Source organism: Sabulicella rubraurantiaca (genome assembly GCF_017355885.1).
Classification (GTDB): Bacteria; Pseudomonadota; Alphaproteobacteria; order Acetobacterales; family Acetobacteraceae; genus Roseococcus; species Roseococcus rubraurantiacus.
Window position 1 is genome coordinate 1 of record NZ_JAFEUU010000029.1, and the last position, 25942, is coordinate 25942.

25 protein-coding genes, 3 tRNA genes and 1 pseudogene are annotated in these 25942 nt (G+C 67.0%); 18 read left to right on the forward strand and 11 right to left on the reverse strand.

The genetic code is table 11. The features are described from left to right. Positions 1-46: 46 nt before the first annotated feature. The 4 genes from JTJ31_RS25475 (at position 47) to JTJ31_RS23280 (ending at position 4418) form a co-directional block, all read left to right on the forward strand. Positions 47-127: a PEP-CTERM sorting domain-containing protein gene (locus tag JTJ31_RS25475; RefSeq protein WP_408015441.1), complete on the forward strand. Its 81-nt coding sequence runs from the start codon at positions 47-49 to the stop codon at positions 125-127. An 819-nt stretch (positions 128-946) separates the two neighbouring features. Continuing rightward, a complete protein-coding gene (locus tag JTJ31_RS23270; RefSeq protein WP_207541136.1) occupies positions 947-2035 on the forward strand; it encodes a lysylphosphatidylglycerol synthase domain-containing protein in 1089 nt (362 codons plus the stop codon). A 2-nt stretch (positions 2036-2037) separates the two neighbouring features. After that, positions 2038-3141: a radical SAM protein gene (locus JTJ31_RS23275; RefSeq protein ID WP_207541137.1), complete on the forward strand. Its 1104-nt coding sequence runs from the start codon at positions 2038-2040 to the stop codon at positions 3139-3141. 818 nt (positions 3142-3959) lie between these two features. Continuing rightward, entirely contained in the window at positions 3960-4418 is a 459-nt protein-coding gene (locus tag JTJ31_RS23280; RefSeq protein ID WP_207541138.1) for a hypothetical protein, read from the forward strand. Positions 4419-4902: 484 nt separating this feature from the next. Here the strand turns inward: JTJ31_RS23280 and JTJ31_RS24880 are convergent, their stop codons facing one another. After that, complete coding sequence (locus JTJ31_RS24880) at positions 4903-5643, reverse strand: PEP-CTERM sorting domain-containing protein (protein WP_236020576.1); 741 nt, start codon at positions 5641-5643, stop codon at positions 4903-4905. A gap of 364 nt (positions 5644-6007) precedes the next feature. Next, a complete protein-coding gene (locus tag JTJ31_RS23290) occupies positions 6008-7150 on the reverse strand; it encodes an HWE histidine kinase domain-containing protein (RefSeq protein ID WP_207541139.1) in 1143 nt (380 codons plus the stop codon). Between the two features lie 292 nt (positions 7151-7442). On the opposite strand from JTJ31_RS23290, the gene JTJ31_RS23295 reads away from it, so the two are divergent. Beyond that, positions 7443-8168 (forward strand): Crp/Fnr family transcriptional regulator, encoded by a 726-nt coding sequence (locus JTJ31_RS23295; protein WP_236020577.1) that lies wholly within the window; start codon positions 7443-7445, stop codon positions 8166-8168. A gap of 204 nt (positions 8169-8372) precedes the next feature. Here the strand turns inward: JTJ31_RS23295 and JTJ31_RS23300 are convergent. Beyond that, positions 8373-9214 (reverse strand): annotated as a pseudogene (locus JTJ31_RS23300) (IS5 family transposase). A gap of 244 nt (positions 9215-9458) precedes the next feature. Between JTJ31_RS23300 and JTJ31_RS23305 the strand changes: the two are divergent. From JTJ31_RS23305 to JTJ31_RS23315, 4 genes are all read left to right on the forward strand, one after another. Further along, complete coding sequence (locus JTJ31_RS23305) at positions 9459-9665, forward strand: cold-shock protein (protein ID WP_207541141.1); 207 nt, start codon at positions 9459-9461, stop codon at positions 9663-9665. A gap of 99 nt (positions 9666-9764) precedes the next feature. Beyond that, positions 9765-9899, forward strand: coding sequence for a hypothetical protein (locus JTJ31_RS25115; protein WP_268957135.1), 135 nt, complete (start codon positions 9765-9767; stop codon positions 9897-9899). A 46-nt stretch (positions 9900-9945) separates the two neighbouring features. After that, a complete protein-coding gene (locus JTJ31_RS23310) occupies positions 9946-10350 on the forward strand; it encodes a DUF6481 family protein (RefSeq protein WP_236020578.1) in 405 nt (134 codons plus the stop codon). Positions 10351-10384: 34 nt separating this feature from the next. Beyond that, positions 10385-10567, forward strand: coding sequence for a hypothetical protein (locus JTJ31_RS23315; protein WP_207541142.1), 183 nt, complete (start codon positions 10385-10387; stop codon positions 10565-10567). A gap of 110 nt (positions 10568-10677) precedes the next feature. Here the strand turns inward: JTJ31_RS23315 and JTJ31_RS23320 are convergent, their stop codons facing one another. Continuing rightward, positions 10678-11100, reverse strand: a complete 423-nt coding sequence (locus JTJ31_RS23320) for a hypothetical protein (RefSeq protein ID WP_207541143.1) — start codon at positions 11098-11100, stop codon at positions 10678-10680. A 94-nt stretch (positions 11101-11194) separates the two neighbouring features. Beyond that, positions 11195-11950: a Crp/Fnr family transcriptional regulator gene (locus JTJ31_RS23325; RefSeq protein ID WP_207541144.1), complete on the reverse strand. Its 756-nt coding sequence runs from the start codon at positions 11948-11950 to the stop codon at positions 11195-11197. A 117-nt stretch (positions 11951-12067) separates the two neighbouring features. Here JTJ31_RS23325 and JTJ31_RS23330 point away from each other — a divergent pair, with 117 nt between their 5' ends. After that, positions 12068-12727: a chemotaxis protein CheB gene (locus JTJ31_RS23330; protein ID WP_207541145.1), complete on the forward strand. Its 660-nt coding sequence runs from the start codon at positions 12068-12070 to the stop codon at positions 12725-12727. Positions 12728-13753: 1026 nt separating this feature from the next. Beyond that, positions 13754-15820 (forward strand): ELWxxDGT repeat protein, encoded by a 2067-nt coding sequence (locus JTJ31_RS23335; RefSeq protein ID WP_207541146.1) that lies wholly within the window; start codon positions 13754-13756, stop codon positions 15818-15820. A gap of 68 nt (positions 15821-15888) precedes the next feature. Here JTJ31_RS23335 and JTJ31_RS23340 read toward each other — a convergent pair whose 3' ends face one another. Further along, positions 15889-16635, reverse strand: a complete 747-nt coding sequence (locus JTJ31_RS23340; protein WP_207541147.1) for a hypothetical protein — start codon at positions 16633-16635, stop codon at positions 15889-15891. Positions 16636-17070: 435 nt separating this feature from the next. Between JTJ31_RS23340 and JTJ31_RS23345 the strand changes: the two genes are divergently transcribed. Then, positions 17071-17811 carry a PEP-CTERM sorting domain-containing protein gene (locus JTJ31_RS23345; protein WP_207541148.1) on the forward strand — a complete coding sequence of 247 codons (741 nt, stop codon included), beginning with the start codon at positions 17071-17073 and terminating at the stop codon, positions 17809-17811. Between the two features lie 363 nt (positions 17812-18174). Here JTJ31_RS23345 and JTJ31_RS23350 read toward each other — a convergent pair. Beyond that, positions 18175-18250: transfer RNA gene (locus JTJ31_RS23350), tRNA-Lys, on the reverse strand. Beyond that, complete coding sequence (locus tag JTJ31_RS23355; protein WP_207541157.1) at positions 18213-19250, reverse strand: lysine-2,3-aminomutase-like protein; 1038 nt, start codon at positions 19248-19250, stop codon at positions 18213-18215. Before JTJ31_RS23355 ends, JTJ31_RS23350 begins: the two co-directional genes overlap by 38 nt. A gap of 38 nt (positions 19251-19288) precedes the next feature. Here JTJ31_RS23355 and epmA point away from each other — a divergent pair, with 38 nt between their 5' ends. Beyond that, positions 19289-20302 (forward strand): EF-P lysine aminoacylase EpmA, encoded by a 1014-nt coding sequence (epmA, locus tag JTJ31_RS23360; protein ID WP_207541149.1) that lies wholly within the window; start codon positions 19289-19291, stop codon positions 20300-20302. On the opposite strand, the gene JTJ31_RS23365 is transcribed toward epmA, so the two are convergent. Then, the gene (locus tag JTJ31_RS23365; protein ID WP_207541150.1) at positions 20290-21258 is read right to left on the reverse strand and encodes an N-carbamoyl-D-amino-acid hydrolase; all 969 of its coding nucleotides are present in this window, start codon (positions 21256-21258) and stop codon (positions 20290-20292) included. The genes epmA and JTJ31_RS23365 overlap by 13 nt on opposite strands. A gap of 128 nt (positions 21259-21386) precedes the next feature. Here JTJ31_RS23365 and JTJ31_RS23370 point away from each other — a divergent pair, with 128 nt between their 5' ends. Both JTJ31_RS23370 and JTJ31_RS23375 read left to right on the forward strand, forming a co-directional pair. Then, a complete protein-coding gene (locus JTJ31_RS23370; RefSeq protein ID WP_207541151.1) occupies positions 21387-22961 on the forward strand; it encodes an ABC transporter substrate-binding protein in 1575 nt (524 codons plus the stop codon). Positions 22962-23009: 48 nt separating this feature from the next. Beyond that, entirely contained in the window at positions 23010-24119 is a 1110-nt protein-coding gene (locus JTJ31_RS23375) for a phenylacetate--CoA ligase family protein (RefSeq protein ID WP_207541152.1), read from the forward strand. On the opposite strand, the gene JTJ31_RS23380 is transcribed toward JTJ31_RS23375, so the two are convergent. After that, on the reverse strand, positions 24091-24693 hold the full coding sequence (locus JTJ31_RS23380) for a DUF2459 domain-containing protein (RefSeq protein WP_207541153.1): 603 nt from the start codon (positions 24691-24693) through the stop codon (positions 24091-24093). The genes JTJ31_RS23375 and JTJ31_RS23380 overlap by 29 nt on opposite strands. Positions 24694-24698: 5 nt before the next feature. Beyond that, a complete protein-coding gene (locus tag JTJ31_RS23385; RefSeq protein WP_207541154.1) occupies positions 24699-25406 on the reverse strand; it encodes an SDR family oxidoreductase in 708 nt (235 codons plus the stop codon). A gap of 115 nt (positions 25407-25521) precedes the next feature. Between JTJ31_RS23385 and JTJ31_RS23390 the strand changes: the two genes are divergently transcribed. The 3 genes from JTJ31_RS23390 to JTJ31_RS23400 all read left to right on the forward strand — a co-directional run. Beyond that, positions 25522-25604 (forward strand) — tRNA-Tyr (locus JTJ31_RS23390). A 64-nt stretch (positions 25605-25668) separates the two neighbouring features. Further along, positions 25669-25742, forward strand: a tRNA-Gly gene (locus JTJ31_RS23395). Positions 25743-25819: 77 nt separating this feature from the next. Beyond that, positions 25820-25942: GTP-binding protein (locus JTJ31_RS23400; protein ID WP_236020360.1), on the forward strand; the 123-nt coding region annotated here is incomplete at its 3' end.

Below are 25942 nucleotides of genomic sequence, written 5' to 3' on the forward strand. Positions count from 1 at the left end.
CTTCACGGCGAGCGTCAGCGGCAATGCGAGCGCCTCCGAGGTCGCCGTGCCGGCGCCGGCTGGCCTCGCCCTGCTGGGTCTTGGCCTGTTCGGCCTCGCGGCGGTCCGGCGTCAGGTCGCTGCCTGAAAGCGTATGCCGCATTCTCTAACGGTGTGAAACTGGGCGGACTTGGCTCTCACGAGCCAGGGCCGCTTCCGCATGAATTTTCCGATTACATGGCGGATGACCTAGCGCTGATCGAATAGGGGGCAAGGACCGTCCGCGCTGCCGCTGCCGAAGCGCTGGGATCCACCTCACCGAGGGTGACACTGGTCTCTACGCTACGGCTCGGGGGAGCCCCTTCAATGGGTACCGACTTGATGCGCTTGGCACCGTCATGCTGCTGGCTTGTCTGCGACAGTCTGAGCGGCGTCTTCAGACGCGTGGCGACGTATTGCTGAAGACCGGAAATCTGCGCTGAGCGGCCCGCTGCACCAGCGCGGCCTGTTGCCTGACGCGTGGCCTCGATCGGCGCCTCGCGCCAATGCCGCGGTTGCTACCAAGCCATCACAAGCGATCGGAGCAGGACGCATCGTCCCTAAGTAGACAGGTTGCATGTAAACCGATTCATGCAACCATTGCCATGCTCGCTTGTTTGTCTTATTGAGACGGCGCGCCGGCCTCCCAGCCGTCGTCGATTGCCCTGACTAGGCAGGGCGCTCTCCACTGGCCCCCGCCTTTTGGTTTGACAAACTTGGCGGGGGCCTTTTTCCATTCGATCGAATGCCGCCGGCTAGTGGACAGGCTGGGTTTGGAGCTTGCTCACCCTTTCGCGGGCGTGGCCGGTTTCGTGGGTCGTAGCCGAAGCCTCGGCCGTTAGCCCCTTGCGCCATTCCCACCCATCCGGATGAATGGTTTGGACTTGCTTGCGCCACTCGGGTGCGACGCGGATGGCGGAGGTGCGGCTTGGCCGAGGAGCAGGCAAGGGGGGCGTACCGCGCCGGGTTGACGCCCGCCGCAGATGGCGCGGCGCAGACCGGAGGGGCCGAGTTCGCCCAAGCGCCGTGGTGGCGGCGCGGCGTCCTGAACGGGCTCATTTTCGGGGCACTGGCACTCGGCGCCGCACTAGCCCTGAACTACGGCGAGCTGCCAGGCCTTGGCCGGATCCTGGCGGAATTGCCGGCCGCCGTCGGCCTATCCGCCGCGGTGCATATCCCGCAGATCCTGCTGACTGCCGCCGCCTGGCGCGCCCTGCTGCCGCCGGCGGAGCGACCCGACCTCGGCACCATGGGGCTGCTGCGGTGGTACCGTGAATCCGCCAATGCCCTGTTGCCCGCGGGCGCCATCATCGGCCAAGCGGCGGCGGCGCGGCTTCTGGCGCGACGCGGCGTGCCGGGCGACAGGGCCGGCGCCACCGCGACCGTGGACCTGACGCTCGAGGCAGTCTCCCAGCTCTTCTTCACGCTTGCCGGCGTCGCCCTGCTGCTGGTGGGTGCCGATGCAGCGGGGCTGCTGGGCTTTGCCGCGGCCGGCCTGTTCATCGCGGCCGGCGGTGCGGGGGCGATGATCCTGGTGCAGCGGCGCCTGCCGCTCGCGCTGCTGGAGCGCGGTCTCGCGCGGCTCGCACGGCGCTGGCCCGCGCTGCGCCCGGACTGGGTGCGCGACCTGCAGCAAGCCATCCTGCGTCTCCACGCCGACTGGCCGCGGCTGGCCGCCGCCACGCTGTGGCACGGCGCCGCCTGGGTGATCGGCGCGCTGGAGATCAAGGGCGTGCTCTGGCTGCTCGGCGTCGAAGTGTCGCTTGCCGATGCGCTGGTGATCGAGAGCCTCGCCCAGGCCTTGCGCAATGTCGGCTTCATGCTGCCGGGCGCGCTGGCCGTGCAGGAAGGGGCCATCATCGGCGCCGCCGCGCTGGTCGGCGTCGCTGCGGCGCCCGCGCTGGCGGTGGCGCTGGTGCGCCGGACGCGCGAGGTGTGCCTCAGCCTGCCGGGGCTGCTAGCCTGGCAGCGCGCGGAGAATACTTCCCTGCAAATCGCAACGGACAATCGGAGGTAGGCATGGGCAAGGGACCAGGAGTGATGGACCTGATGCGGCTCGTGCCGCGTGGTGGTCCGGCGATCTGCAACGTCTCCGTCACCAACATGTGCAACGCGACCTGCGACTTCTGCAATTTCGCGCATGACAAGGGCTTCGTGACGCACCGCGCCTGGCTGGATGCGGACCGCTTCGCCGACGCGCTGACGCGTTTGAAGCAGGAAGCCGGGGTGCGCTTCGCCACCTTCATGGGCGGCGAGCCGCTGCTGCACCCGCGCATCCTCGACATGATCCGCACCGCGGCCGCGATGGGCGTGCAGCCCACGCTGGTGACCAATGGTTGGCTGCTGCCGCCCAAGGTGCAGGCACTGGCCGATGCAGGCATTACCACGTTGTTCATCTCGATCGACGCGGCCGAGGCCGAGGTGCACGAGGCCAATCGCGGCCTGAAGGGCGTCTGCGCGCGGATCCGTGAGGCCAATGCCGGCCTTGCTTCGCGCGGCGTCACCACCATCGCCTCCGTTGCCATGACGCGGCTGGTCACCGACTACCGGGCGCTGGCGCGCTTCGTGAAGGAACTCGGCTTCTCGGCCATCACCTTCTCCTACCCGCGGCGCGCCGCGCTCGGCTCCAACTCACTGGTCTGGTCGGAGGACAGCGATCTCGTAGACATGGGCGTGCCCGAATTGCTGGCCGCCTTCGACGGTGCGGAGGCAGCACGCGAGATCATCCCCGTGCACAATCCGCGCGCCGGCATCGCCGACATGCGCCGTCGCCTCTCCGGCCAAAACGAGCGTTTCGTCTGCCACGCGGGCTACAAGTACTTCTATCTCGACTGGAACTACGACCTCTGGCGCTGCGAGGACTGGAAGGAACCTATCGCTCCGGTCTGGGAGTTCACACGAGAGAAGATGGTGCGCGATGGCTGCCAGGCCTGCACCACCGACTGCTATCGCGATGCCAGCATCATGCTGCACTTCGCCGTTGCGGTTGGCGACGCCTTCGCGAGGCTGCGGGAAGGCCGGCTGACTGCCGCGGCGGCGGCGCTGGCGGACCGGCGCAATGCGGGCTCGCTTGGCGCCGTCATCGGCCATGGCAGCCGGCTGGCGCGGCTGATGGGTGCGTAAGAGGTCTATGCGCGGGCAGGTTGAGAAACCTGCGGCCTCGTTCGCCAGTCGCAACGGAGCCATCGGATAGGTCTGCAGGGATCGGGAGGCGGCGGCCAGTGGAAAGTGCGCGGTCCTGCCGATGCCTAGGGTGCCGTGGCGGTGGGCTTTCCGTCGCTCATCCGAGCGCGCGAGGTGCCGAAGGGTGTTCAGCTTTGACGCTTGCCCGAGCGCAGTGAATTGGCGAAGGTTTTTCCGGCCTCCCTTGCAGTGCTCGGGCATTGCCTTGCGGAGGAGGCTGGGTGGTGCAGGAGGATCGTCCGGCCAGGGCCGAGCGACATCTCCGTGAGGTCGAGAAGCGCGGCACGCCAGCGCGCCCTTTTCGAGGGGTTGAATCCGGACGATTTCCCGAAAGCTGCTTAGGCGGCCTGGGTGACGCTTAGGACCCTCCTGAGAACCGTGGAGGTCATGCGCGAGCATCTGCGCATCAAACGCCAGCTACGCTGCGCCGGGCCCTGAAACGACGAAACGCCGCCGCGTTGGAGGGTGCTTCGGTGTTCAGACGAGGCCGGCCGTCCTTTCACGAAGACTGATCCGGTGGCTGGGGAGTTATCTGTCCGATTGAAAGCCGTAGCGAACCATCCATGCCAGCCCCCGACGATATCGCTGCCAAGTTGGCCGCTGTTCGCGCTTTACTTGGGCGGGTCCAGGCGCGCGTCACGGCGAGCCGGCGCCTCCTTGCCGAGAGCGATCAACGTCTGGCGCAGTCGGACCAGTGCCTGATCGGGCGTGGTAGCTGGATGAATGGGAGTGAGCCTGTGTCGGAACAGAAGCCTGGGATGGGCCCAAAGCACAGCGACCCGGAAACCCGCCGGCAGGAGGCCGAGGCGCGACGCGAGGCCGCGGAGGCCCGGCGCGAGGACGCCTCCCGGCGACAGGCGGCGGCTGAGGCGGGTCGTGTCGCCGGAGAGGAGCGGCGGGTGCTGGGCGAGGAGGATCGTCAGACCCAGGAGGATCTGCGCGAATTGGCCGAAACCACCCGCGCCGCTGCGGAAGAGACGCGAGCGGTCGCCGAGGAGGTTCGGGCGGCTCGCGAAGAGGTGCGCCAGGCCCGCGAGGAAGGGCGCCGGATGACCGAAGAGATCCGGCAGCTGGCCGAGGAGATCCGCGCCGAGGCCGAGAAGCTCCGGGCTGAGGCCGAAGCCGAGCGTGTTGCGGCTGAGCAGCAGCGCGGGCTTCTCGAGGAAATGCGCCGCACCCTGCAGGAGCTCGGGCTTCGAAAAGCAGACGGCGGGTGAGCGGCCGAGAAAGGATCGCCCGGCGCCCTGCCAAGTCGGGGAAGAAGGCGTCCTGCGCCTCGACAAGCCTTGTTCTTCCACTGGCCCTTGGTCATGCCTGCTCGTGGCCATCGCCGCCATCTCTCCGCCGCGCGATGATCCGAGTACTAGCCGAAGCTCCGACCGGCGGGGCGGAGTATCAAGCGGCAGAGGCGGTGATCGCCGCGCTGGATAGGTTCGCGGGCGCAGCGTCCGAACGAAGGGATTTGTGGCACTTGCCGTCGCATTCGACGCCTTAAGACCAACCCCTCCGCTCCTCACAGTGGCGAGGGTGCCGCGTTCAGACAGTCCGTCGGCGCCTCACGACGCAGTCACGGTGTCTGCGATAGCAGGCTGGACCACGACCTCATGCGCGTGCGGAAGACACGGGATGTGCTGCGCTCCGGCAGGATGATCCCGCCGGAGCGCGTGAGGCGCTTCCGCCTGGAAGCGCCTCGTCAATGCCTCATGCGGCCGCCCTGCGACGGCGCACCAGGCCCAGGCCGAGCAGCCCAGCGCTGAGGAGCGCGAGGCTCGCCGGCTCAGGAACGGGGATGGTGAGGGCCTGGCCGCGGCTGAGCAGCTGGCCGCCCGGATCCAGCGTGAAATCGAACCCAAGCGTCAGAGAGTAGGGAGATGTCAGGCTGGTCGCAGCCGACTGGTTCAAAGAGAAGCTGAACGGGGCGCCTGTCGGCGCACTGAAAGTGTCGGTGAAGAGCAGGGTGCCGGGCCGATCATTGGGTGTCTGGCCACCCTGGTTGTTCGCATCGTCGGCGTAGTAGCTCAGCGTGATCGACTCCCCGGCATTGTTCTGCATCGTTCCGGAACCGGAGAGGAAAGCCAGTGGGCCGCCGTTCAGGTAGTCGGTTGCTCCCACCGAGACGTTGATGGTCTGGCTGACGCCGGTGTTGTTGATGACCTGCAGCGAACTGCTGTTGAGGCTGTCGGTGCCTGAGCCCGGGTTTCCAGGGACGCCTGTCGCGGTGCTGAGCGACCCAAAGACGCTGACGCCGTTGATGATTTGGGGGGTGGAGGTGGTCCCGATCCCGAGAACCCCGACCGCTCCGTTGGTGTCGCAGGCGGCTTGGTCGGCGCAGCTGAAGACCGTGCCACCGACATTGGCCGTCAGGATCAGCTCAGCCTGGGCGCCAGAGGTTGCTAGCGTGGTACCTGCTAGCGCCACTGTCGCCAGAAGAAACTTCCGCATTTTTTGCCCTCCTACATGCAACTTAATCGGAGGAACGATCGCCTCCACTCGTCCAGACGCAAGAACCATGCCCAGGAATATTCGTTCGATCTTTCAAACACTTAACTTTCTGGGCATGGTATCATTTTGTGGACTGTAAAAAACACCGACCTTTCGGGGTGTTGGAAGGTTTGGAATGTGATCGCTGTCGTGGGGGCGCGGCGAGTGTTGCCAGCGCGAACTGTGCCGACTCGGTCTGCTACTATCTGCAAGGTGACGTGGGTTGGTCCTGCCCCCGAAAGCCGGATCCGCGGGGCGAGCAGGATTTTAAGCGACAAGGACCACCCGAAGCGCTCCTACATCGCCAGCAGGACTTGGCCCGGTCTCAGCTTCCGCCGGCCAGGACTGGCAGGCAGATTTGGCACTCCAAGCCTTCCTGGAGGAAAGAGAGCTTCACCGTACCATCGACCTTTTGCGCCAGCCCGCGCTCCAGCAATCGTGTGCCGAAGCCCTGATGAGCGGGTGGGACGACGGGCGGGCCGCCGCGCTCTCGCCAGGAGATTTCCACCAGACGTTTGCTCTTCCCGAAGCGCCGCAAGCTCCACGACACCTCGACATGGCCGTCCGGCACGGACAAGGCGCCATATTTCGCAGCATTGGTGGCCAGCTCGTGGAATGCCAGGTTGAGCATCTCCACCGCATCCGCCGCCACCCAGACCGGGGCGCCGCCCGCTCTCACCCGGCCCGTTCCGCTGAAGGAAGTAAGGGCGCGTCGCACGACCTCGGCCAGGGCTGCGCCTTCGCCTCCACCACGCGTCAGCAGGTCATGCGCGGCCGCCAGGGCCATGAGCCGCTCCTCGAGTGCATCCTGGACTTCCGGAGGGACGTCGCTGCGGCGTAGCGTCTGGCCCGCAATGGCTTGCACCGTGGCGAGAACGTTCTTCATGCGGTGGACCATCTCAGCCAGCATCAGCGCCCGGCGCTCCTCCTCGGCTCGGCCAGCAGTGTTGTCCCGCATGATGCTGACGAAGCCCTCCGGCTCGCCGTCTTCCCTCAGCAACGGCATGGTGAGGCCGCTTGCCCAGAAGCGGCTGCCGTCCCGCCGGAGGTGCCATCGCTCATTGGGTGCGTGGCCCTCGTTCATGGCGCGGCACAGCTCCTTCACGAAGGCGCCCTCGGCACGGTCTTCGGCGGGAAAGAACACCTCGCCCGAGCGGCCCAGGATCTCGCCATGCTCGTAGCCGAGGATGGCGTGAGCTCCCTCGTTCCAGCCCGTGACCCGCCCTTCGAGGTCGAGGGTGACAATCGCATATAGGGCTACGCTATCGAGGAGGTGGTGAAGACGCTCCGCTTCGGCCCGAAGCGCCTGGTTCTCCGCTTCAAGCTCCCGAATGCGTCGTTCCGCTCTGGCGAGAGCGGACGCTTCCGCCGGCCCGTCCAGACAGCGCTTGGAAGAAGGTTCGCGGTCCCGGAGTGCATCTGACTTGGGGCCAGCGCGGCCAGAATCGCCTGCTGGCGAGGATGACATGTGCCGAGGTCTCGCTTCTTCCAAAAACGGCCCATACCGGCCCAGGAAGAGGTGGGCTGTCCGAAATCATACGAAGCCATGGCGGGGAGTGGTGCGACAGGCAAAGCTCACCTCATCCCTCGGGGTCTGGCGCCCCTGCGCCGCCGCAACCAAATCTGGAGGGACCAGAACGGGCCCGGTTGTTTGCAGGTGCGCCCTGTCCCACATGCCGGGCCATCGCCTGCCGAGCCCTCCGGCGCAGGCGGCTGATAGAGGAGTGCTCCCGCCCACACCAGTCGCTCAGGAGGCTTCCTTGGCCGACCAGCAAGCACCCGCTCCCTCGCCCCGCAATCGCCTGCTCTCGGCTCTGCCGAAGGAGGAACTGGCCCGGATCTGGCCACAGCTTGAGCCGGTCAGTGCAGAGGCCAAGCAGATCCTGATGGCGCCAGACCAGCCGATTACGGCAGTCCATTTTCTGGAATCCGGCGCGGTCTCGATGCTGGCTCTGCTCGAGGATGGCAAAGCGGCTGAGGTCGGCCAGGTGGGCTCCGAGGGCATGGTTGGGCTGCCGCTTCTGCTCGACAGCGACCGCAGCGTCTTCGAGGCCATGATCCAGGCACCTGGAAGGCTGCTTCGATTGAGCGCACCCGCCTTTCGCGAAGCCCTGGAGGCGTGCCCGACCCTGAGGTCGCTTCTCCTGCGCTACACCCTCGCCTTTCAGCAGCAAGTCGCGCAGACCGCCGCCTGCAATGGCAATCACGCCCTGGATCAGCGCCTCGCGCGTTGGCTGTTGATGGCGCATGACCGAGCCGAGGGCGACGAGTTCCCGATGACGCAGGAGTTCCTGGCGATGATGCTGTGCGTCCATCGCCCAGGCGTCACCGTGGCTGCGCGTCTGTTCCAGCAGGCGGGGTTGATCCGCTACGGCCAGGGCCGGATGGTGATCACCGATCGCGAGGGGCTCGAGGCGGCAGCTTGCGAGTGCTACGCGACAGTCCGCCGCCAGTTCGAGCAGCTGCTCGGGGCCAGGCGGGGTTAGCAGTGATCCTTCGGGGCTGCGTCTGAAGGATGCGCCGCCAGATCTGGCTCAGGACAGGTTGGTCCCTGTGGCCATGACGGGACGGACGCGCCTGAGGACATGACCAACATGGCAGAAAACGTGAGCACACTCGGCACACAGCCGCTCGAAGTTGACTCGGACTGAGATATTTTAAGTCTTACAGCCCATCCGGGAAATTTGCTTTCACGCTGAGGGCCTTGGGGCCAGACGCCGCAGCATGAGACGGATCATGGCCATGCGCACGAAGGCGGCGGCGATGCGGCAGTGCCGCTCGAAATCGCGGGCCAGACGCCGGTTGCGGCTGATCCAGCCGATGCTGCGCTCCACGATCCAGCGCTTCGGCAGCACGACGAATTTGTGCCTGTCGCAGCGGCGGACGATCTCCAGCCTCCACCTGCCGGTGCGGGCGACGGCGGCAGCCATTCTTGGTCCCCCATAGCCCGCATCACCGATGATGCGCTCGATGAACGGAAACAACCTGCGCGCTTGCCGCAGCAGCGGCTCGGCGCCGTCGCGGTCTTGCACGCTGGCTGGGTGAACGACCACACCGAGCAGCAAGCCTAGCGTATCAGTCAGCAGGTGGCGCTTGCGGCCGACGACCTTCTTGCCCGCGTCGTAGCCGGACGGATCAAGCGTGGAGCCCCTTTTTGCGCCGCCTTCGCCGTCTGGCTGTCGATGATCGCGGTTGTCGGGCTGGCCTCGCGGCCCGCCTGCTCGCGCACCGCGACGTAGAGCACGTGGTGCAGGCGCTCGATGGTCCCTTCCCATTCCCAGCGCGAGAAGTAGTCCCACACCGTGCTCTTCGGCGGCAGGTCCTTCGGCAGTGCGCTCCATTGGCAGCCGGTCGAGAGCACATAGAACACCGCGTTCAGCACCTCGCGCACGTCCACCCTGCGCGGCCTGCCGCCATGCTTCGCGGGACGGATCAGCGGCGCCACCAGCGCCCACTCCGCGTCCGTCAGGTCAGACGGGTACCGCAGCCCGCGCCGATCCGCCGCACGCCGATGCTCCACCGTCCACGCCATCCGTCTGCTCCCGCGATCGTCCGCAGGACCAGCGAATCACATCCGATTCAGACGATTCAATTCCTTTCCGGATGGGCTCTTATATTCTACGGCGCGATGCCCTATATATGAGGCATCAGCTTTTCTTGGTTTTCGTGCGCTCTCACGGCTCCTGATCGAGCGCCGGGCCCGCCCATTCCCAGCAGAAGATTGATCGGACGCATCATCCGGTGCGGCCGCGACCTCTCGCGCACATGGAACAAACATGTCCACTGGCACCATCAAGTGGTTCAACACCACGAAGGGATACGGCTTCATTCAGCCCGAAGACGGCACGAAGGACGTTTTCCTCCACATCTCCGACCTTCAGCGCGCCGGCATCGACGCGCCGCAGGAGGGGGACAAGATCGAATACGAGATCCAGCGCGGTCAGCAGGGCAAGATGTCCGCTACCAATCTGCGCAAGGCCTGAGGGCTTTTCGGCAGCGGCCAGCGCACCGCGCCAGGCCCTGTCAAATGGATGCAGGGCCGTTCCCCGGAGCAGCCCTGCCAAGAAGAAAAGAAGACGAGTATGACCATCAAGAACGCTCCGCGCGGATTGCCCGCGCATAGCGGCACCAGCCCCGCAGCGCCGACTGTTCTGCGCCCCGGCACCGGGCTCTCGCCCGCCGAGATCCGGCAGATCGTCCTCGACATCCTCGGATGACCTGGGCGGCCCGGCCTCATTCACCAGCGAAGGACAACACCAAGGCATGATGCACGGAACCAAGCGCGATGACTTCAACGCGAGACGCGAAGCGGCTGATCTCGCCCGCAAGGCGATGATTGATCGCTTCCGCGCGCAGCCGCGCGTGGACGATCCCATCGTGCAGGAGCGGCTCGCCGCACAGCGCGCCGCCGCCGAGATACGCGAGGGCCACCGCGCCCAGCGTCGTGCTGAGGCCGAGGCGCGGGCAGAGGCCATCGCCACGGAAGCCCGGCGTCTGGAGGCCGAGCAAGCCGCCCGCCAGGCCGAAGAGGCACGCCTCGCTGCGGAAGAGACCGAGCGGCAGGCCGAGGCTGAGCGCGACGCGGCCCAGGCGGCTTTGACCCTTGCCGCCGAGCAGAAGGCGAAGCGCGACGCTCGCTATGCCGCTCGCCAGGCGCGCCGCAAGTAGCAGATCGTATCACAACCCCCAGATGGAGTTCCCCATGGCAACCCCCGTAGCCGACGCAGCGCCGAAATCCGACGCGCAGGTCAATGAAGATGTCGCTCAGATCGCGAAGCGACACAGGATTTCTGCTGCGATCGTGCGGGAGATCATGAAGCGGTCGGGAACGACCGACCGTGCCGTGATCGAACGCGAGATCACCAAAGGAAAAGCACGCCGCTAAGGGTCCGGGGCTTATCCGGTGCAAGGTCGTTCTCACCAGGCTTGACGGTTCGGCAGCAGGAGGCAGCGCCCAACCCTGCTTCTGCCGGTGCGGATCCTTGACCGAAAGCCCTAACCGCCCGGATCGGTGCTGTCGCGCGTCTCGGCGGTCACCTGCCGCTGCTCATCGGCTGCGGCCCGTTCACCTTCCGCCTCCACGCGCGCCCGCTCCGCAAGGCGGCGGACCTCCTCGGCGAGCCTGTGGGTCTCGTCACGGGCAATCCGTGCCTCTTCGGCGAACTCGCGGGCCTCCTCGCGGGCAGCCCGCACCTCCTCGGCCGTCGCCCGCATCTCCTCGGCGATCTGGCGATCGCCTTCTGCGGCACTCCGCTCTTCCTCCGCCTCCGCCCGACGGACCTCCGCCGCCTCGCGCCGGTCCTCGGCGGTCTCGCGCCTCTCCTTGCTGCGATGACGCCGGCCCTCGGAGCGTCGCCGCCAGTCCTCCGCGTCTTCCGCCGCGCGACCCGCCCGCTCCTCGTCTCTTCGATCCGACATGGTTCCTGCATCCTTGCCTGCACCACAGCCAAGCGGGCACCGAACCAGTTCCGGGCCGGCGGCGGGTCACTGGCTCGGCCAGGATGTCGCGCCCTCAGGGCAGCAGCCGGTCGAACTCGGCGCGGAGCACGCCGTAGCAGGGGCAGGAGGCAGCCTCCAAGCCCTCGCGGTCGAGGACGGTCATGGTCCCGCGGGTGTAGCGGATCAGCCCGGCCTTCTGCAGCATCGCCTCCGCGACCGAGACGCTGGCGCGCCTGACGCCCAGCATCTGCGCAAGGAACTCCTGGGTGAGCGGAAAGTGCCGGTCGCCGTTCACCCGGTCGTGGGTCATCAGCAGCCAACGCGCACAGCGCTCCTCGATGGGGTGGGCGCGGTTGCAGGCGGCGTTCTGCGCGACCTGGTTCAGCAGCGCCATCGTGTAGCGCAGCAGCAGGGCATGGAAGGACGGGTTCACCCCGAGCGCCGCGCGGAAGGCCCCGGCCTCCATGCGGGAGGCGGTCACCGGGATTTGGGCGAAGGCCATGCTCGGCATGCTTTCAGCCCCGAGCAGCACCTGCACCCCAATGAAGCCCTCGTTGCCTGTCGTGGCGAACTCCACCGCCCGCCCCTCCGGCACCCGGTTCAGGAGCGAGGCCACGCCGCGGTGCGGGAACCAGACGTGTTCGAGGGGTTTGCCCTCCGCGTAGAACTCCTCCTTAAGCCCGAGATGCACCGTCTCCAGCGCAGGTCGCAGGCGGTCCAACTCCTCGCGCGGCAGCGCCGCGAGCAGGCGGTTGTCGGTCTCGGTGGTCCCTGGCTGGGATGGCCGACCGCCCAGCACCCTGGCTTCGTCCGGTGGCGGCGGAGGCATGGAGTTGGCCCTCCTGGGCTGCGGCGATCCTCGCCCGTGCCGGGCCGCGGGATACCGTCCTGGCCGGCGATAGGGTAGGTGGCGCGCCGGCCGCGTGCTATGTACGTAAGCGCGCACATGAACACGCGGTTGCCGAGGGACGACGAAACGGAAGGTGTTCCCCTCGGCGCGGACAATGCCGCGGGCGGGAGCCACCGGGTCGTTGGCATCGCCGCCTCGCTCGGCGGCATCCAGGCCTTGACGCTCGTCCTGAAAGCCCTCCCGACCGACTTCCCGCTCCCGGTCCTGATCGTGCAGCACCTGCGCCGCGGGGCGCCGAGCATATTGCCCGAGATCCTGGCGCGCCGGACCACCCTGCGGGTGAAGTCTGCGGTGGAGGGGGGGCGCCCGTTGCCGGGGGGTGTGTACGTCGCGCCGCCCGACCGGCACCTGCTGGTCCGCGCCGATGGCCGGTTCGGGCTCTCGTCCTCCGCACCGGTGAACTTCTGCCGCCCTTCGGCCGATGCGCTGTTCCGCAGCATGGCCGAGACCCTCGGCGCGCGGGCAATTGCGGTGGTGCTGACCGGCCTGGGCCGCGACGGCGCGCGGGGCATGGAGGCCATCGTGCGCGCGGGCGGGGCTGCCATTGCCCAGGACGAGACCACGGCCGAGGCGCCCGACATGCCACGGGCCGCGGTGGATATCGGCCACGCCGACCTGATCCTCCCGCTCAACCGCATTGCCTTCGCGCTCACGGTCCTGGCTGACCAGCCGAGCTTGGCTGTGGACGAGGGTTAAGGGTCCTGACAGGCCTCGGCACCAGGGTCTAACGGACCATAGTGGTCACCGGTGCGGGGAGCCGAAGTCGGGAGTAAGTACGAGAGCCGAAGATAGTTACGTGGGAACGAGAGATAGCACGTTGCGTCCGTATCGAACGGATCGAACTCCGGCCGGCTAGAGCAAAAGTCGACGAGGCGTATCTCAGCCCGCGGGGATATGTTCTCGCGGCTCCGCACTTCAGCAGCAAAGAGCGCAAGCAGCCGGAGAATGCGACCTTCGCTGCTACGCTTGAGGAGGCGGCTTTTCTGACTGAGAAAAGCGGATTTCACATTCGGATGGGCAAGCATCCTAACTACCCGTCACTGATCGAGCCGGCCAAGGTCCGAATAATCCGTGCCTAATTTGGAGCTAAGTGCCCGTTTGAGAATAGCTTGGCGCGCTCGCCCGAGGATAATTCAAGCTCGGAATGTGGACGCGAGAGACCCGAGGCCGGTCGCTGGGAAAGCGCCGCGCTGCCGCCCGCTCTGCGCGAAGCGGTGCACAAGGCCGCGGTGGAGGCGGCCATGGCGGATCCTCTTGTCGCGGCGCACTTCCTGCGGCCACAGGCCGAGATTAATTGGGTCCGAGCAGCCCGGCGTCGGGGCGAGACGGCATGAAGGACCAGCCAGGAAATCACGCGCGCGTGGCAGGGATCTGGCTGCGATGAGTGTCAGACCTAGACCACAGGAGCGCAGGACACCCTTGGGCTCGTGGACGTGCGCCAGGGGCCAGCCGTCGTGACCTTCGGCTTTGCGCGGCTGCGGCGCGGACGGCGGGAGATACGAGGCCCGCCGAAGTATAGCGTGCGTGCCGACCACGAAAACTCGCTGGGGTAGAAATCCGACGGACAAAGGGGTCGCATTGGAAATACTTTCTGCCCAACAGAGTCCAAACTAGCTGCATGAAGACTTTTTAACCGTAAGATCTTGGAAATCGAAATCGTGCCGTGGAATGGTTTGAAGCATCTGGGCCACAGAAGCTCAGACTGAAATGAGCGAGGGCGGTATGGCACGTATCATTTTCTCCGCGCAGGGCTCCGAAGCCAACGGGCAGGAGTTGTGGATCACTGATGGCACTGCCGAGGGCACGAGGCTCATCAGGGATATCTGGCCAGGGCCACCTAGCTCACTCCCCCATGGTTTTACCCAGCTCGACGATCGCCGGTTCCTGTTCGCCGCAGACAATGGCGAAGCTGGATTTGAAGTGTGGGTCACCGACGGCAAAGAAGCAGGGACGACCCTCCTCAAAGATCTCGCGTCGGGCAGCAGTTTTCCTGCGAACTTTACGCCCCTTGGTAACGGGAAATTTTTGTTCACTGCGATCGACAGCGCCTTTTTTGGAGAGGAGCTCTGGATCACGGATGGCACCGCAGCCGGAACGGTTTTGCTTCGGGACATCTGGCCAGGAGGCACAGGCAGCTCACCGAGCGGCTTCACATCCTTGGGCAATGGCAAGGCTGTCTTCAGCGCCAGAACACCGGGCGAAGGGCAGGAGCTTTGGGTCACCGACGGGACGACCGCTGGCACCGTGCTACTGAAGGACATCGGGCCCTCCGCGGGCGGCAGCTCACCGACTGAGTTCACTCCACTGGGCAACGGAAAGGTGGTGTTCAGTGCGAACGACGGTACGTCAGGGACGGAGCTTTGGGTCACTGACGGCACGTCATCGGGCACGGTTCTTCTCCGGGATATCCGGCCAGGCGCGGTGGGCAGCGGTCTCGCGGGCTTTACGGACCTAGGCAACGGGAAGGTCGTATTCAGGGCTGACGATGGCGTAACAGGAGCCGAGCCGTGGATGACCGATGGCACGTTCGCCGGAACGATCCTGCTGAAGGATCTGTTTCCAGGACCCAGCAGTTCGTTTGCCATCAATTTCACGCCGATCGGCAATGGCCGGTTCGTGTTTCGCGCAGCAACTGGGGATGCCGGCTCCGAACCCTGGACCAGTGATGGAACCAGTGGCGGAACCGTGCTGCTGAAGGACATCGCTGTCGGAACGGCTGATTCCACACCCTTCGAATTCACGCCTCTCGGCAATGGCACGATCGTATTCTCGGCCTCATCCAGTGTATTTGCAGACAGAGAGCCTTGGATCACGGACGGCACTTCAGCTGGCACAAGGCTTCTGAAGGACATCGCGGTGGGCGCCGGAAGCTCCAACCCGCTCGACTTCACCCCCTTAGCCGATGGACGTTTCCTGTTCTCTGCCAGCGACAACGCGAACGGCCGTGAACTTTGGGTCAGCGATGGCACCACCGCGGGCACGACGCTGTTCAAGGATCTCTTGCCGGGATCGCTGAGTTCCTTTCCATCCGGCCTCGCGTCGTTCAACCCCATCGGCGTGGTTGGCACACCAGATCCCGACCGACTGCGGGGCACGCCGTTCGACGACACCGTGAACGGGTTTGAGGGCAACGACCGCTTCGCTGGCTTGGCTGGCAACGACACGTTCATTGGTGGATCCGGCATTGACACCGCGCTGTTCCGGGGCCCGCGCAGCGAATACTCCATCACGACGCGAGACGATGGTTGGCGCGTGGTGCAGGACAGTAACGCAGCGCGCGACGGCACCAACCTCATTGCCCCGGACGTCGAGAACCTGCAGTTCGGGAACGTTCCGACCTTTCGCTTCTTCCACACCCAGGCGGGCGGACATCTCTTCACCACCTCGGCTGTTGAAGCGGCCAGCGTAAGGGCCAACCTCCCCCACTATCGCGAGGAGGGTGTTGCGTTTCTCACGGCAGACCAGGGCTTTCCCAACGCCGTGCCTGTCTACCGCTTCTTCCACACCCAGGCGGGCGGTCACTTGTTCACCACCTCGGCGGTGGAAGCCACGAGCGTACGAGCCAACCTGCCCCATTATCGCGACGAGGGCGTGGGCTTCCACATGTCCGCCACTCCTGGCGAAGGTCTCGTGGCGATCTACCGCTTCTTCCACACGCAGGCCGGTGGACACCTGTTCACCTCGTCCGAGGTGGAAGCCGCCAGCGTGCGCGCCAACCTGCCACACTATCGTGACGAGGGCATCGCCTTCTACGCCCCCACCCGTATCGCCGACGAACTCTTCGGATAGGGCATCTCTCTGCAGAAACAGTTGCGCGTCAGCCGCTGAGGCGGGTCGTTGGCTGGATCCAGCCCATATCACCGCGCTCTGTCCGGGGCGGGGTTGGCCGGAGGGCTGCCGGCCTGACCGCGCCGCACGATCCCGAGGCCGACCATGCCGAGCGCCAGGAAGGCGAAGCCGGTCGGCGCTGGAACAGGCACAGGCCCCGCAGGCGTGATTAGGACTGCGGGCGAGACAGCGCCGCTGAAGTAGCAGGCATCAAAGCTTCCGTTGCACAACACCCCCGGCAACCCGCTGTGCGGATGAATGATCCGCGCGCCCGTGAACTGCCCGTTGGCGGCGATGTTGAAGGTGAAATACTTGTCCGTGCTGTCGTTGAAATGCAGGCTTCCCGAGGGCAAACTCTTGGCCCCCGCCGTGAAGCTGAAGGTCTTGGTGGTGTCGAAGTCGAACAGGCGGAACTCGGACAAATCCAGCGCCAGCGCGGGCGCCACAGGGCCAAATTCCGGCGGGGCGACGGCAATGCCCGTCTCGCCCATAACCCGCAGCCCCAGCAGCCCGGTCGTCTGCTCGGAATAGCCGCCCGGCGTGCTCAGGTTGGTCAGGCTGAAGCTGTAGCCCTGGTTATAGGCTTGCACGGACACGTCCAGGACCAGCTGAATGGAGCGCGTCGCCTGGACCGTCGGGTCAGCCGCGAGGCTGACCGTGTAATTGGCGCTCATCGTAATCTGGTAATAGGGCGCAGTTGGCGCGGCCTCGGCTGTCCCAGCGGCGAGCACAAGCGCCGCAGCGCCCAGCAGCGCGCGAATAGATCTTGTTGGCACGGCTTGCCTCCCGTCCTTTTTTACGGGGCGACGCTACCATTGGGTGCGGGCGAGTGTGCAAGCGTCGTGATGTAAATTTCGGCGCAAGTGTTGGACCGCGGCTGTGTCGTCACGGCGCGAACAGGTAAAGCAAGCTCTAATAGTATGCAGTCCTTGTCATTGCCGGTCCTGATCCCACGAGGTGCATCTCGTTCACTACCCAGCAGAGCCGCTGGTCTATCCTGTGTGCGACGGGGAGCCGGACGAAGAGCCGCTAATGTCTTGAACTTCGGCCACAAATCCGAACAGAGAGGCGTGACTTTGTCTCGCTCACGGGCAACGTTTCGCCCTTAGGCGGATAAATTGATAAGCTTTAATGCTGATGCATCGTTAATCGTTTGAAGCGACGCAGATGCTTAGGGATCATTCCGGGGCATCTGCGAGGAAAGAACCCCTATGCGCTTCCCTCTGAGGAGTTTTGCGGCAGCATGTCTCGCTGCAATCGGGGTGCTGACACCAGCCGCCGCTCGGGCCGACTGGATCTTCAGCTTCACCCAGACCTCGGCTTGGTACGGCACCCCATGGGGGGGAGGCGAATTTCCCGGGGTGGGTGATCCACCGTGGCCGCTGGGTCCCGAGACGATCAACACCGTCGGCTCCTTCCGCCTCGCGGACAATTTCGTCCGAGGGTCACGAGAGATCGGCCTGCACACGCAGTACTCGCACCTCAACGTGTCGAAGGGTCTGGTCGATATTCAGTTCACCAGCTACTACCACGGAGGCTGGGCGGTCGACGGCAACATGAGCCTCTTCACGCTGCCCGGTTCTCCGTATGGGATGTACTACTACGACCTCGACCTGAAGAGTTCGCCCGGCAAGCTATTCCCTACTGGGTCCATGTACATCAACAATCAGGAATCTGACACCCACATGACCTTCGCTGCCGATGGCAGCGTGACGGGTGTCTTCCACACCGACCGGGGCGGCGTCTGCTGGACGCAGGGCGGATGCGAGTTCACCGGCTACCTTACCGCAACCCATGTGCGGAACGGCAACGGCAACGGCAATGGCCCGAAAGCCTTGGCCGCCGTCGCCGTCGCCGTCGCCGTACCCGCTCCGGCCTCGCTCGTGCTGCTGGGGATGGGCTTGGCGGGCCTTGTCGCCGTGCGGCCACGGCGTGCGCGAAGGAGTGATTGATTATCGAAACCTCGCCCCTGTCCAGCCTGGAAGAGGCGCATCAACGCGTCGGCGCAGATGTTGGGAGGCACGGAAAACTGAAGCTTCCGATCGCTAACTTGATGCACATTGACCTTCCTGGCCCGCCGTCGGGGGGGAGGGCGAAAAGGTCCACAGGCATTTGGCGATGGCACCGCACGGGGCGTCACGCGCAGATTTCGGACCCTTTTTTGATTGTTTGGAACAATCAAAGCGCGCCGCGAGAGGTGATGGCCGGTCGACGGGCGCAGCGAGCAGCATGCCTTTCCGGCTCGCATGTCCGGTCATTGTCCGGTTCGTTGCCGTGAGGACGACCTCTGAAGCCGTCTAAGTCTTTGATTTGGATGGTGGGCGCACTAGGGCTCGAACCTAGGACCCGCTGATTAAGAGTCAGCTGCTCTACCAACTGAGCTATGCGCCCATCCGTGGGGCGGGGTTCTACCCGCATCCGCGGATTTGTCAAACCCCCTCATGCCTAGGGGAAACTTCCCGCGACCCTCCGGTGCCTCGCGCACATAGCTCGGCCAAGCCAGTCCGGTGACGCGGCCGCGCAGGGCGCGCAGCAGGGCCAAGCCTTCCTCCTCCGGAACGTGGAAGCGGGCGGTGCCGGGGGCCGGGTCCAGCTGGTGCAGGTAGTAGGGCTTCACCCGGTTCCGCAGCATGGCGCGGAACAGCGCTTCCAGCGCGGTCTCGCTGTCATTCACGCCGCGCAGCAGCACGGACTGGCCTAGCAGCACCGCGCCCGTGCCATGCAATGCGCGCAGGGCGGTTGCCGCCTCTTCCGTGAACTCGGAAGCGTGATTGGCGTGGACGCAAAGGTAGAGCGGCTTCTCCAGCGTCAGCGCTGCCAGCAGGGCAGGGGAAACGCGCCCCGGATCGGCCACCGGGACGCGCGAGTGGATTCGCAGCGTCTCGACATGCGGCAGGGCGGCAAGGCGCGACAGGATTCCCCCTAGCCGCCGGGGCGAGAGCATGAGCGGGTCGCCGCCGGTCAGGATGACCTCCCTGACCTCCGGGTTCGCGGCGAACCAGTCCAGCGCCGCCTCCAGCTCCGCCTCAGAGAGCAGGCCGCCATCCGGCCCCACCGCCTCACGCCGGAAGCAGAAGCGGCAATAGACCGGGCAGGCGAGAAGCGGCTTCAGCAACGCCCGGTCTGGGTAGCGCCGCACCACCCCCTTCACCGGGGTGAAGGGCGCATCTGACGTCGGGTCGTCCAGCTCATGCGGGGCAGTCACTAGCTCCGCCGCGTCAGGCACGTATTGCCGCGCCACTGCCGGCTCATGCGCGGCCAGCGTGGCGACATGCGGCGTCAGCGCAATGGAGTAGCGGTGGGACACGTCGCGCAGGGCGGGCACGGAACCGGGCGGCACCAGTCCGGCTTCGGCGAGGTCCTCGGCGGTGCGGAGGGAGCGGGGGGCCATGGCGGCGCTGCCCATGCCCTGCTAGGGGCGCGGGCGCAATGCCCGAATGGTCGCCCGAGCGCCTCGCGGCGCGCATGCCCTTCCTCGAAGCCCGCGCCCGGCTCACCGCCGCCACCCGCGCTTGGTTCGGGGCGCGAGGCTACCGCGAGGTGGAAACCCCCTGCCTCGTCCCCGCGCCGGGGATGGAGGTGCATCTGCGCGGCTTCCCCAGCGAGTATGAGCCGCATCTGGGCCAGGGGCGGCGCCGGCGCCTGTGGCTCCGCACCTCGCCGGAGATGGCGCTGAAGCGCCTCCTGGCCGGTGGGGCCGGGCCGGTCTTCGAACTGGCGCGGGTCTGGCGCAATGGCGAGGTGGGGGACCGCCACGCCCCGGAGTTCACCATGCTGGAATGGTATCGCCCCGGCCTGCCCCTGGACGGGCTGATGGACGAGGCGGAAGCGCTGCTGCGCGACCTCTGCGCGCCGCGCGTCTCCTTCGGCGGCGTGGAGACGGACCTCTCCCTCCCGTTCGAGCGCATCACCTGCGCCGAGGCCTTCGGTCGCTGGGCCGGCGTGGACCTCCTCGCAAGCCTGCGCCCGGACGGGACGGGCGACGCCGCGGCGTTGGGCGCGCGGGAGGGGGAGTCATGGGAGGACACCTTCTTCCGCCTCCTGCTCGATCACGTGGAGCCGCATCTGGGCCGGGAGCGGGCGTCCTTCTTGACCCACTGGCCCGCACCGCAGGCCGCCCTGTCGCGACGCGACCCGTCCGACCCGCGCGTGGCACTGCGCTTCGAGCTCTTCGCCGCCGGCATCGAACTCGCCAACGCCTTCGACGAACTCACCGACGAGGCGGAGCAGCGCGCCCGCTTCGCCCATGACACGGCGGAGCGCGAACGCCTCTATGGCGCCGAGGCCGCCTGGCCGGTAGACGAGGACTTCCTCCAGGCCGTGGGCCAGATGCCCTCGGGCAGCGGCATCGCGCTCGGCTTCGACCGGCTGGCCATGCTGGCCGCCGGCGCGCGGCGCATCGAGGACGTGCTTTGGCTTGGGCGCTTCCCCTATGAGGACTGACCAGGCTTCCAGAGGGGCGGCGCCTCGCTGCCCACCTGCTCGGTGATGCGCCCGTAATGCTCCGGGCGGCGGTGGCGGGCGAAGTCGAAGATGGTGGTGCGGCCCAACTCGCAGCGCGTGAAATCCGCCTCGGCCACGATCACCTCGTCATCCCAGCTGGTGGCCTGGGCCAGGAGCTCGCCCTGCGGGTTCACGATGATGGAGTGGCCGAACAACTCGTGCCCGTCCTCCGTCCCTGCCTTCGCGGTGGCCACGGCGTAGCACGCATTCTGGTAGCAGCCGGCGCGGACCGAGAGGTGCGAGTGCTCCACGCGCAGGTGATGCGCCTCGAATCCGCGATTCTCCATGTTCAGGGAGGGGGTGTTGTAGCCCAACATCACCAGCTCGACCTGCTGCAGCCCCAGCACGCGCCAAGCCTCCGGCCAGCGGCGGTCGTTGCAGATCAGCAGGCCGATATTGGCCTCTGTCTCGCCCACCGGCGCGCGCACGACCGGGAAGCCCAGATCGCCCGGCTCGAAATAGCGCTTCTCTAGATGCTGCACCTTGCGCACCGGGTCGTATTCCTTGTGCCCGGGCAGATGCACCTTGCGGTACTTCAGCGCGACCTCGCCCGAGGGATGCACATAGATGGCCGTGTTGAAGCGCCGTCCGTCCGGCGTCTTCTCTGCGTAGCCCAGGTGGAAGCCGATGCCGAGCTTGCGCGCGGCCTCGAACAGGGGCGCCGTCTCGTTGGAGGGCAGGGCATGCTCGTACCAGTGATCGGCCTTGTTCAGGTCCTCCTCGTACCAGCGCGGGAAGAAGGTGGTGAGAGCGAGTTCGGGGAAGACCACGACCTCCGCTCCCATGCGGTGCGCCTTCTCCATCAGCCGCACCATCCGGCCCACCGCCACGTCGCGTCCTTCCGCGCGTTGGATCGGGCCAAGCTGGGCGGCGGCGAGAACGGTCTTGCGGCTCATTGAGCGACTCCCGATGCGATGCGCCTAGGAATAGGCCAGCGGCGACGCGGCGGAAATGGCTTGCCAGGACGGGGCAGGGAGGTTCCCATGCCGGAGGAAGCGCCGAACAGATCCAGGAGCCATGCCTCATGAGCTTGCCCCGCCGCGCAATTCTTGCGCTGCCGCTGGCTGCGCCCGCCTTCGCGCAAAATTCCGCCGCGCGTACCTTGCGCTACGTCCCGCAGGCCGACCTAACGGTGCTCGATCCCGTCTTCACCACGGCCTATATCAGCCGCCACTTCGCGCTGATGGTCTATGACCAGCTCTACGGGCTGGACAGCAACCTCCGCCCGCAGCCGCAGATGGCCGAGGGGCATGTCGTCGAGGATGATGGCAAGCTGTGGCGCTTCACCCTGCGCGAGGGGCTGCGCTTCCACGATGGCGCGCCGGTGCGCGGCCGCGATTGCATCGCCTCCATCCGCCGCTGGGCGGCGCGCGACTCGATCGGCCAGGTGCTGATGAGCCGCGTCGTCGAAATGAAAGAGGAGAGTGACCGCGTCTTCTCCATCAAGCTCAACCGTCCCTTCGGCCCGATGCTGGAGGCGATGGCGAAGCTCGGTCCGCCGGCCCTGTTCATCATGCCGGAACGCTTGGCCTCGACCGACCCGAACCGCGCCCTCACCGAGGCGGTCGGCTCCGGCCCCTTCCGCTTCCTTCCCGGTGAGCGCATCGCCGGGGCGCGTGCCGCCTTCGAGCGTAACCCGGATTACGTCCCGCGCCCCAATGGAACGCCCGACTGGGCGGCGGGTCCGAAGCGCGTCCACATGGACCGCGTCGAATGGCTGACGATGCCCGACCCCGGCACGGCCATGGCGGCCCTGCGCTCGGGCGAGGTGGATTGGTGGGAAAATCCGGGCAACGACCTGCTGCCGGTGCTGCGTCGCGCCCGCGACGTGCATGTGCAGCGTGCCAGCCCGCTGGGCACCTTCGGCACGGGCGTGTTCAACACGATGCACCCGCCCTTCGACAAGCCGGCCGTGCGCCGCGCCATCCTGCGCGCGATGAGCCAGGAGGATTTCATGACCGCGGCCGCCGGGGCCGATTCGGAGCTGTGGCGCGCCGGGGTTGGGGTCTTCACCCCCGAAACGCCGCTGGCGAACAACGAGGCGCTGGATGCGGTCACCGGCCCGCGCGACATCGAACGCTCCCGCCGCGAATTGCGCGACGCTGGCTACAACGGTGAGCGCGTGGTGCTGCTGGCCCCCGGTGACTATCCGCTGCTTTCGGCGCTGGCCGAGGTGCAGCGCGACCTGTTCCAGCGCCTGGGCGTCAACCTCGACTACGTGGTGAGCGACTGGGGCACGCTTGTGCAGCGCCGCTCCCGTCGGGAGCCGCCGGGCCAGGGCGGCTGGAGCATGTTCCACACCACCTGGAACGGCCTGGACGGTATCAATCCCGGCGTCATGCAGTATATCCGCGCCAACGGGCAGGGCGCTTGGTTCGGCTGGCCCGATATCCCGGCGCTGGAGGAGGCGCGGCTCTCCTGGTTCGACGCGCCGGATCTGGAGGCGCAGAAGGCCTCAGCCCGCCGCATCCAGCGCCTCGTGATGGAGGAGGCGCCCTACCTGCCCACCGGGCAGTATTTCGGCTCCACCGCGTGGCGGCGCGGGCTGGAGGGGGTGATCGCGCCCATCTACGCCATGTGGAACATCCGGCGGACGTAGCGTCGCGCCGCGGCCTCTGGTCCAATGGTGGCGGGAGGAACCGACGCCATGACCGACCTGCGCCTGGCTCTGGAGGCCGCGCTGAACCTGCCCGGCTGGGCGCGCCACCTCGCCGGGCATGGGCCGGATTCACTGCTCGAATCCCTGCCGGTGCTGCGGAAGTCGGAGCTTCCGGCGATGCAGGCGGCGGAACCGCCCTTTGCCGGGCTGGCCGGGCCGGCTTCCGGCTTTGCCCGTCTCTTCGCCTCGCCCGGGCCGATCTTCGAGGGCGTCCGCGAACAACCCGATCCATTGCGCTTTGCCCCCGCCTTTGCCGAGGCCGGCATCGGCGAGGGCGATGTGGTCCTGAACTGCCTGAGCTACCACCTGACGCCCGGCGGCTTCATCCTGGACGCGGCGGCGCGCTCGCGTGGCGCGGCGGTAATTCCGGCCGGCCCAGGCAACAGCGCCGCCATCGTGGAGGCCATCCGAGCCTACCGCCCCAGCGCCTATGCCGGCACGCCGGACTTCCTGAAGATCCTGCTGGAAGCGGCGGGCGAGGCCGGCTCCTCCATCCGCAAGGCGGTGGTCACCGGCGCCGCCTTCCCGCCCAGCCTGCGCGAATGGGTGGCAGGGCAGGGCATCCTTGCCATCGAGGCCTATGGCACGGCCGAGCTGGGCCTGGTCGCCCACACGACGCGCGACGCCGCGCCGGGCATGCTCCTCGCCCCCGGCATCATCGTGGAGATCCTGCGACCCGGCACGAACGAGGTCCTGCCCGAAGGCGAGGTGGGCGAGGTGGCCGTCACCATCCCCGACTCGGCGCATCCGGTGATCCGCTTCTCGCCGGGCGACATGTCCATGCTCATGCCCGGCGGGAGGCTGCGCGGCTGGATGGGCCGCGCCGACCAGAGCTGCAAGGTGAAGGGCATGTTCGTCCGCCCGGAGCAGGTCGCCGCCATCCTCCGCCGCCATCCCGAGGCCGGGCGCCTGCGTCTCGTCGTTTCCCGCGAGGGCGAGGTGGATGCCATGGAGCTCCTGGCCGAGGGCGGCGACGCGGCCGCGCTCGAGGCGACGCTTCAGGCCGAGACCAAGCTGCGTGGCGCGGCGCGGGTGGTCCCTTCCGGCACCCTGCCGCGCGACGGCAAGCTCATTGCGGATGAGCGCCCGGTGGCGTGACGCGGCAGGCGCCGGGCACGCGGATCGCCTGGCGCAGCACCCCCGCGGCGCGTGATACGCCCAGGGGCGAAATGGGCAGCCCGCTCTGCTCCAGCGCCTCCGCGACCCAGGTGTTGCAGGTATAGGCCAGGCTGTAGCCCCACGCAGCCGGGATGAACCGCCCCTCCGGCACCGGTCCGGGCGGCATGGAGCGGTCAAGGAAGCGGTTCAGCCCTGCAGCATCCGGCAAGGGCAGGCCGATGACCGGGGCGGACACGGCAGGGTCGGGCGCGCCAGCAGTGGGCAGCGCCTCGAGCACGGCCGGGCCGGGCAGGGGGGCCAGGGCATAGGCGGCGATGCCCGGCCCTTCCGGCCGGTCGAAGAAGCCGCGCTTGCCGAAGCCCAGCCGCACCCCGGCCGCGCCGCGCGCCAGGGCGGCTGGGCGGCCGGACAAGGTGGTGGCGGGCAGGTTGATTTCGGTGTGGATGCCACGGTCGTAGAGGAACAGGCCGGGCCGCGCCTCGGGCCCGCAGTCGGGTAGGTCCGGCGTCGCCGCGCAGGCCGTGGCCAGCATCAGGACGGGAAGGGCGCGCAACGATCCTACTCGGCGTAGATCATTTTCCGCGTCATGCCGCCGTCGCTGACGAACTCGCTGCCCGTGACGAATCCGCTCTCCGGCCCCAGCAGCCAGGCGGCGAGGGCGGAGATGTCTTCGGGCCTGCCCACCCGGCCGACAGGGTGCTGCGCATGGTCCTCCGGGCGCAATTCCTCGCCCTCCACGTCGATCCAGCCCGGGCTGATGCAGTTGGCCCGCACCTCTGGCCCCAGCGAGATGGCTAGGGCATGGGTGAGCGCGACCAGCCCGCCCTTGGAGGCCGCGTAGCTTTCCGTGTCCGGCTCGGATTGCCGGGCGCGGGTGGAGGCGATGGTGACGATGGCGCCCCGCGCCGTGCGAAGCATCTCCTCCGCGGCACGGGCGAGCAGATAGGTGCTGGTCAGATTCGTCCCGATGACGCGCGACCAGTCGGCCAGGGAAAGCTCGCACAGGGGCTTCCGCACCATGATTCCCGCGTTGCAGACCAGCCCGTCGAGCCGGCCTTCCCCCTGCCGGATATCTTCGACGAGGTCGCGCACTGAATCCTCGTCCGAGATGTCGGACTGCACGCACCGCGCCTCGAAATCCGGCTTGGCGCGGTCGAGGTCGGCGATGACGACGCGCCAGCCATCATCGGCCAGCCGGCGCGCGATCGCGGCCCCGATCCCATGCGCCCCACCCGTCACCAGGGCCACGCGCCGCGTGTCGCTCATGCCTTGCTTCCCTTCCGTTCCGGTGGCGGCAACGCCGTCGCAGGCACAGGGTTCGCAGCCATGCATTGACAGGCGCGCGCAAAAACGGTTGAAGGCGCGCGCTCACGCCATGTGCGGAGGGGTGCCCGAGTGGCTAAAGGGGACGGACTGTAAATCCGTTGGCTTGCGCCTACGTTGGTTCGAATCCAACCCCCTCCATATCTCCTGGCTGAGCGGGCGGGGTTCTTCCTCGCTCCTGTTTCCATCAGGCTTCCGCCTCGTCGCGGGTGTAGCTCAATGGTAGAGCACCAGCCTTCCAAGCTGGCTACGGGGGTTCGATTCCCCTCACCCGCTCCAGGCGGGATGCTCGCCATCGGGTCGCGCCGCCAAGGTGGATTCCGGGGCTGAAATCTTTTTCGGAGCGGGACCAGACGATGGCCAAGGCGAAGTTTGAGCGCACCAAGCCGCACTGCAACATTGGGACGATCGGCCATGTGGATCATGGCAAGACGTCCCTGACGGCGGCGATCACGAAGGTTCTGGCGAAGACGGGTGGT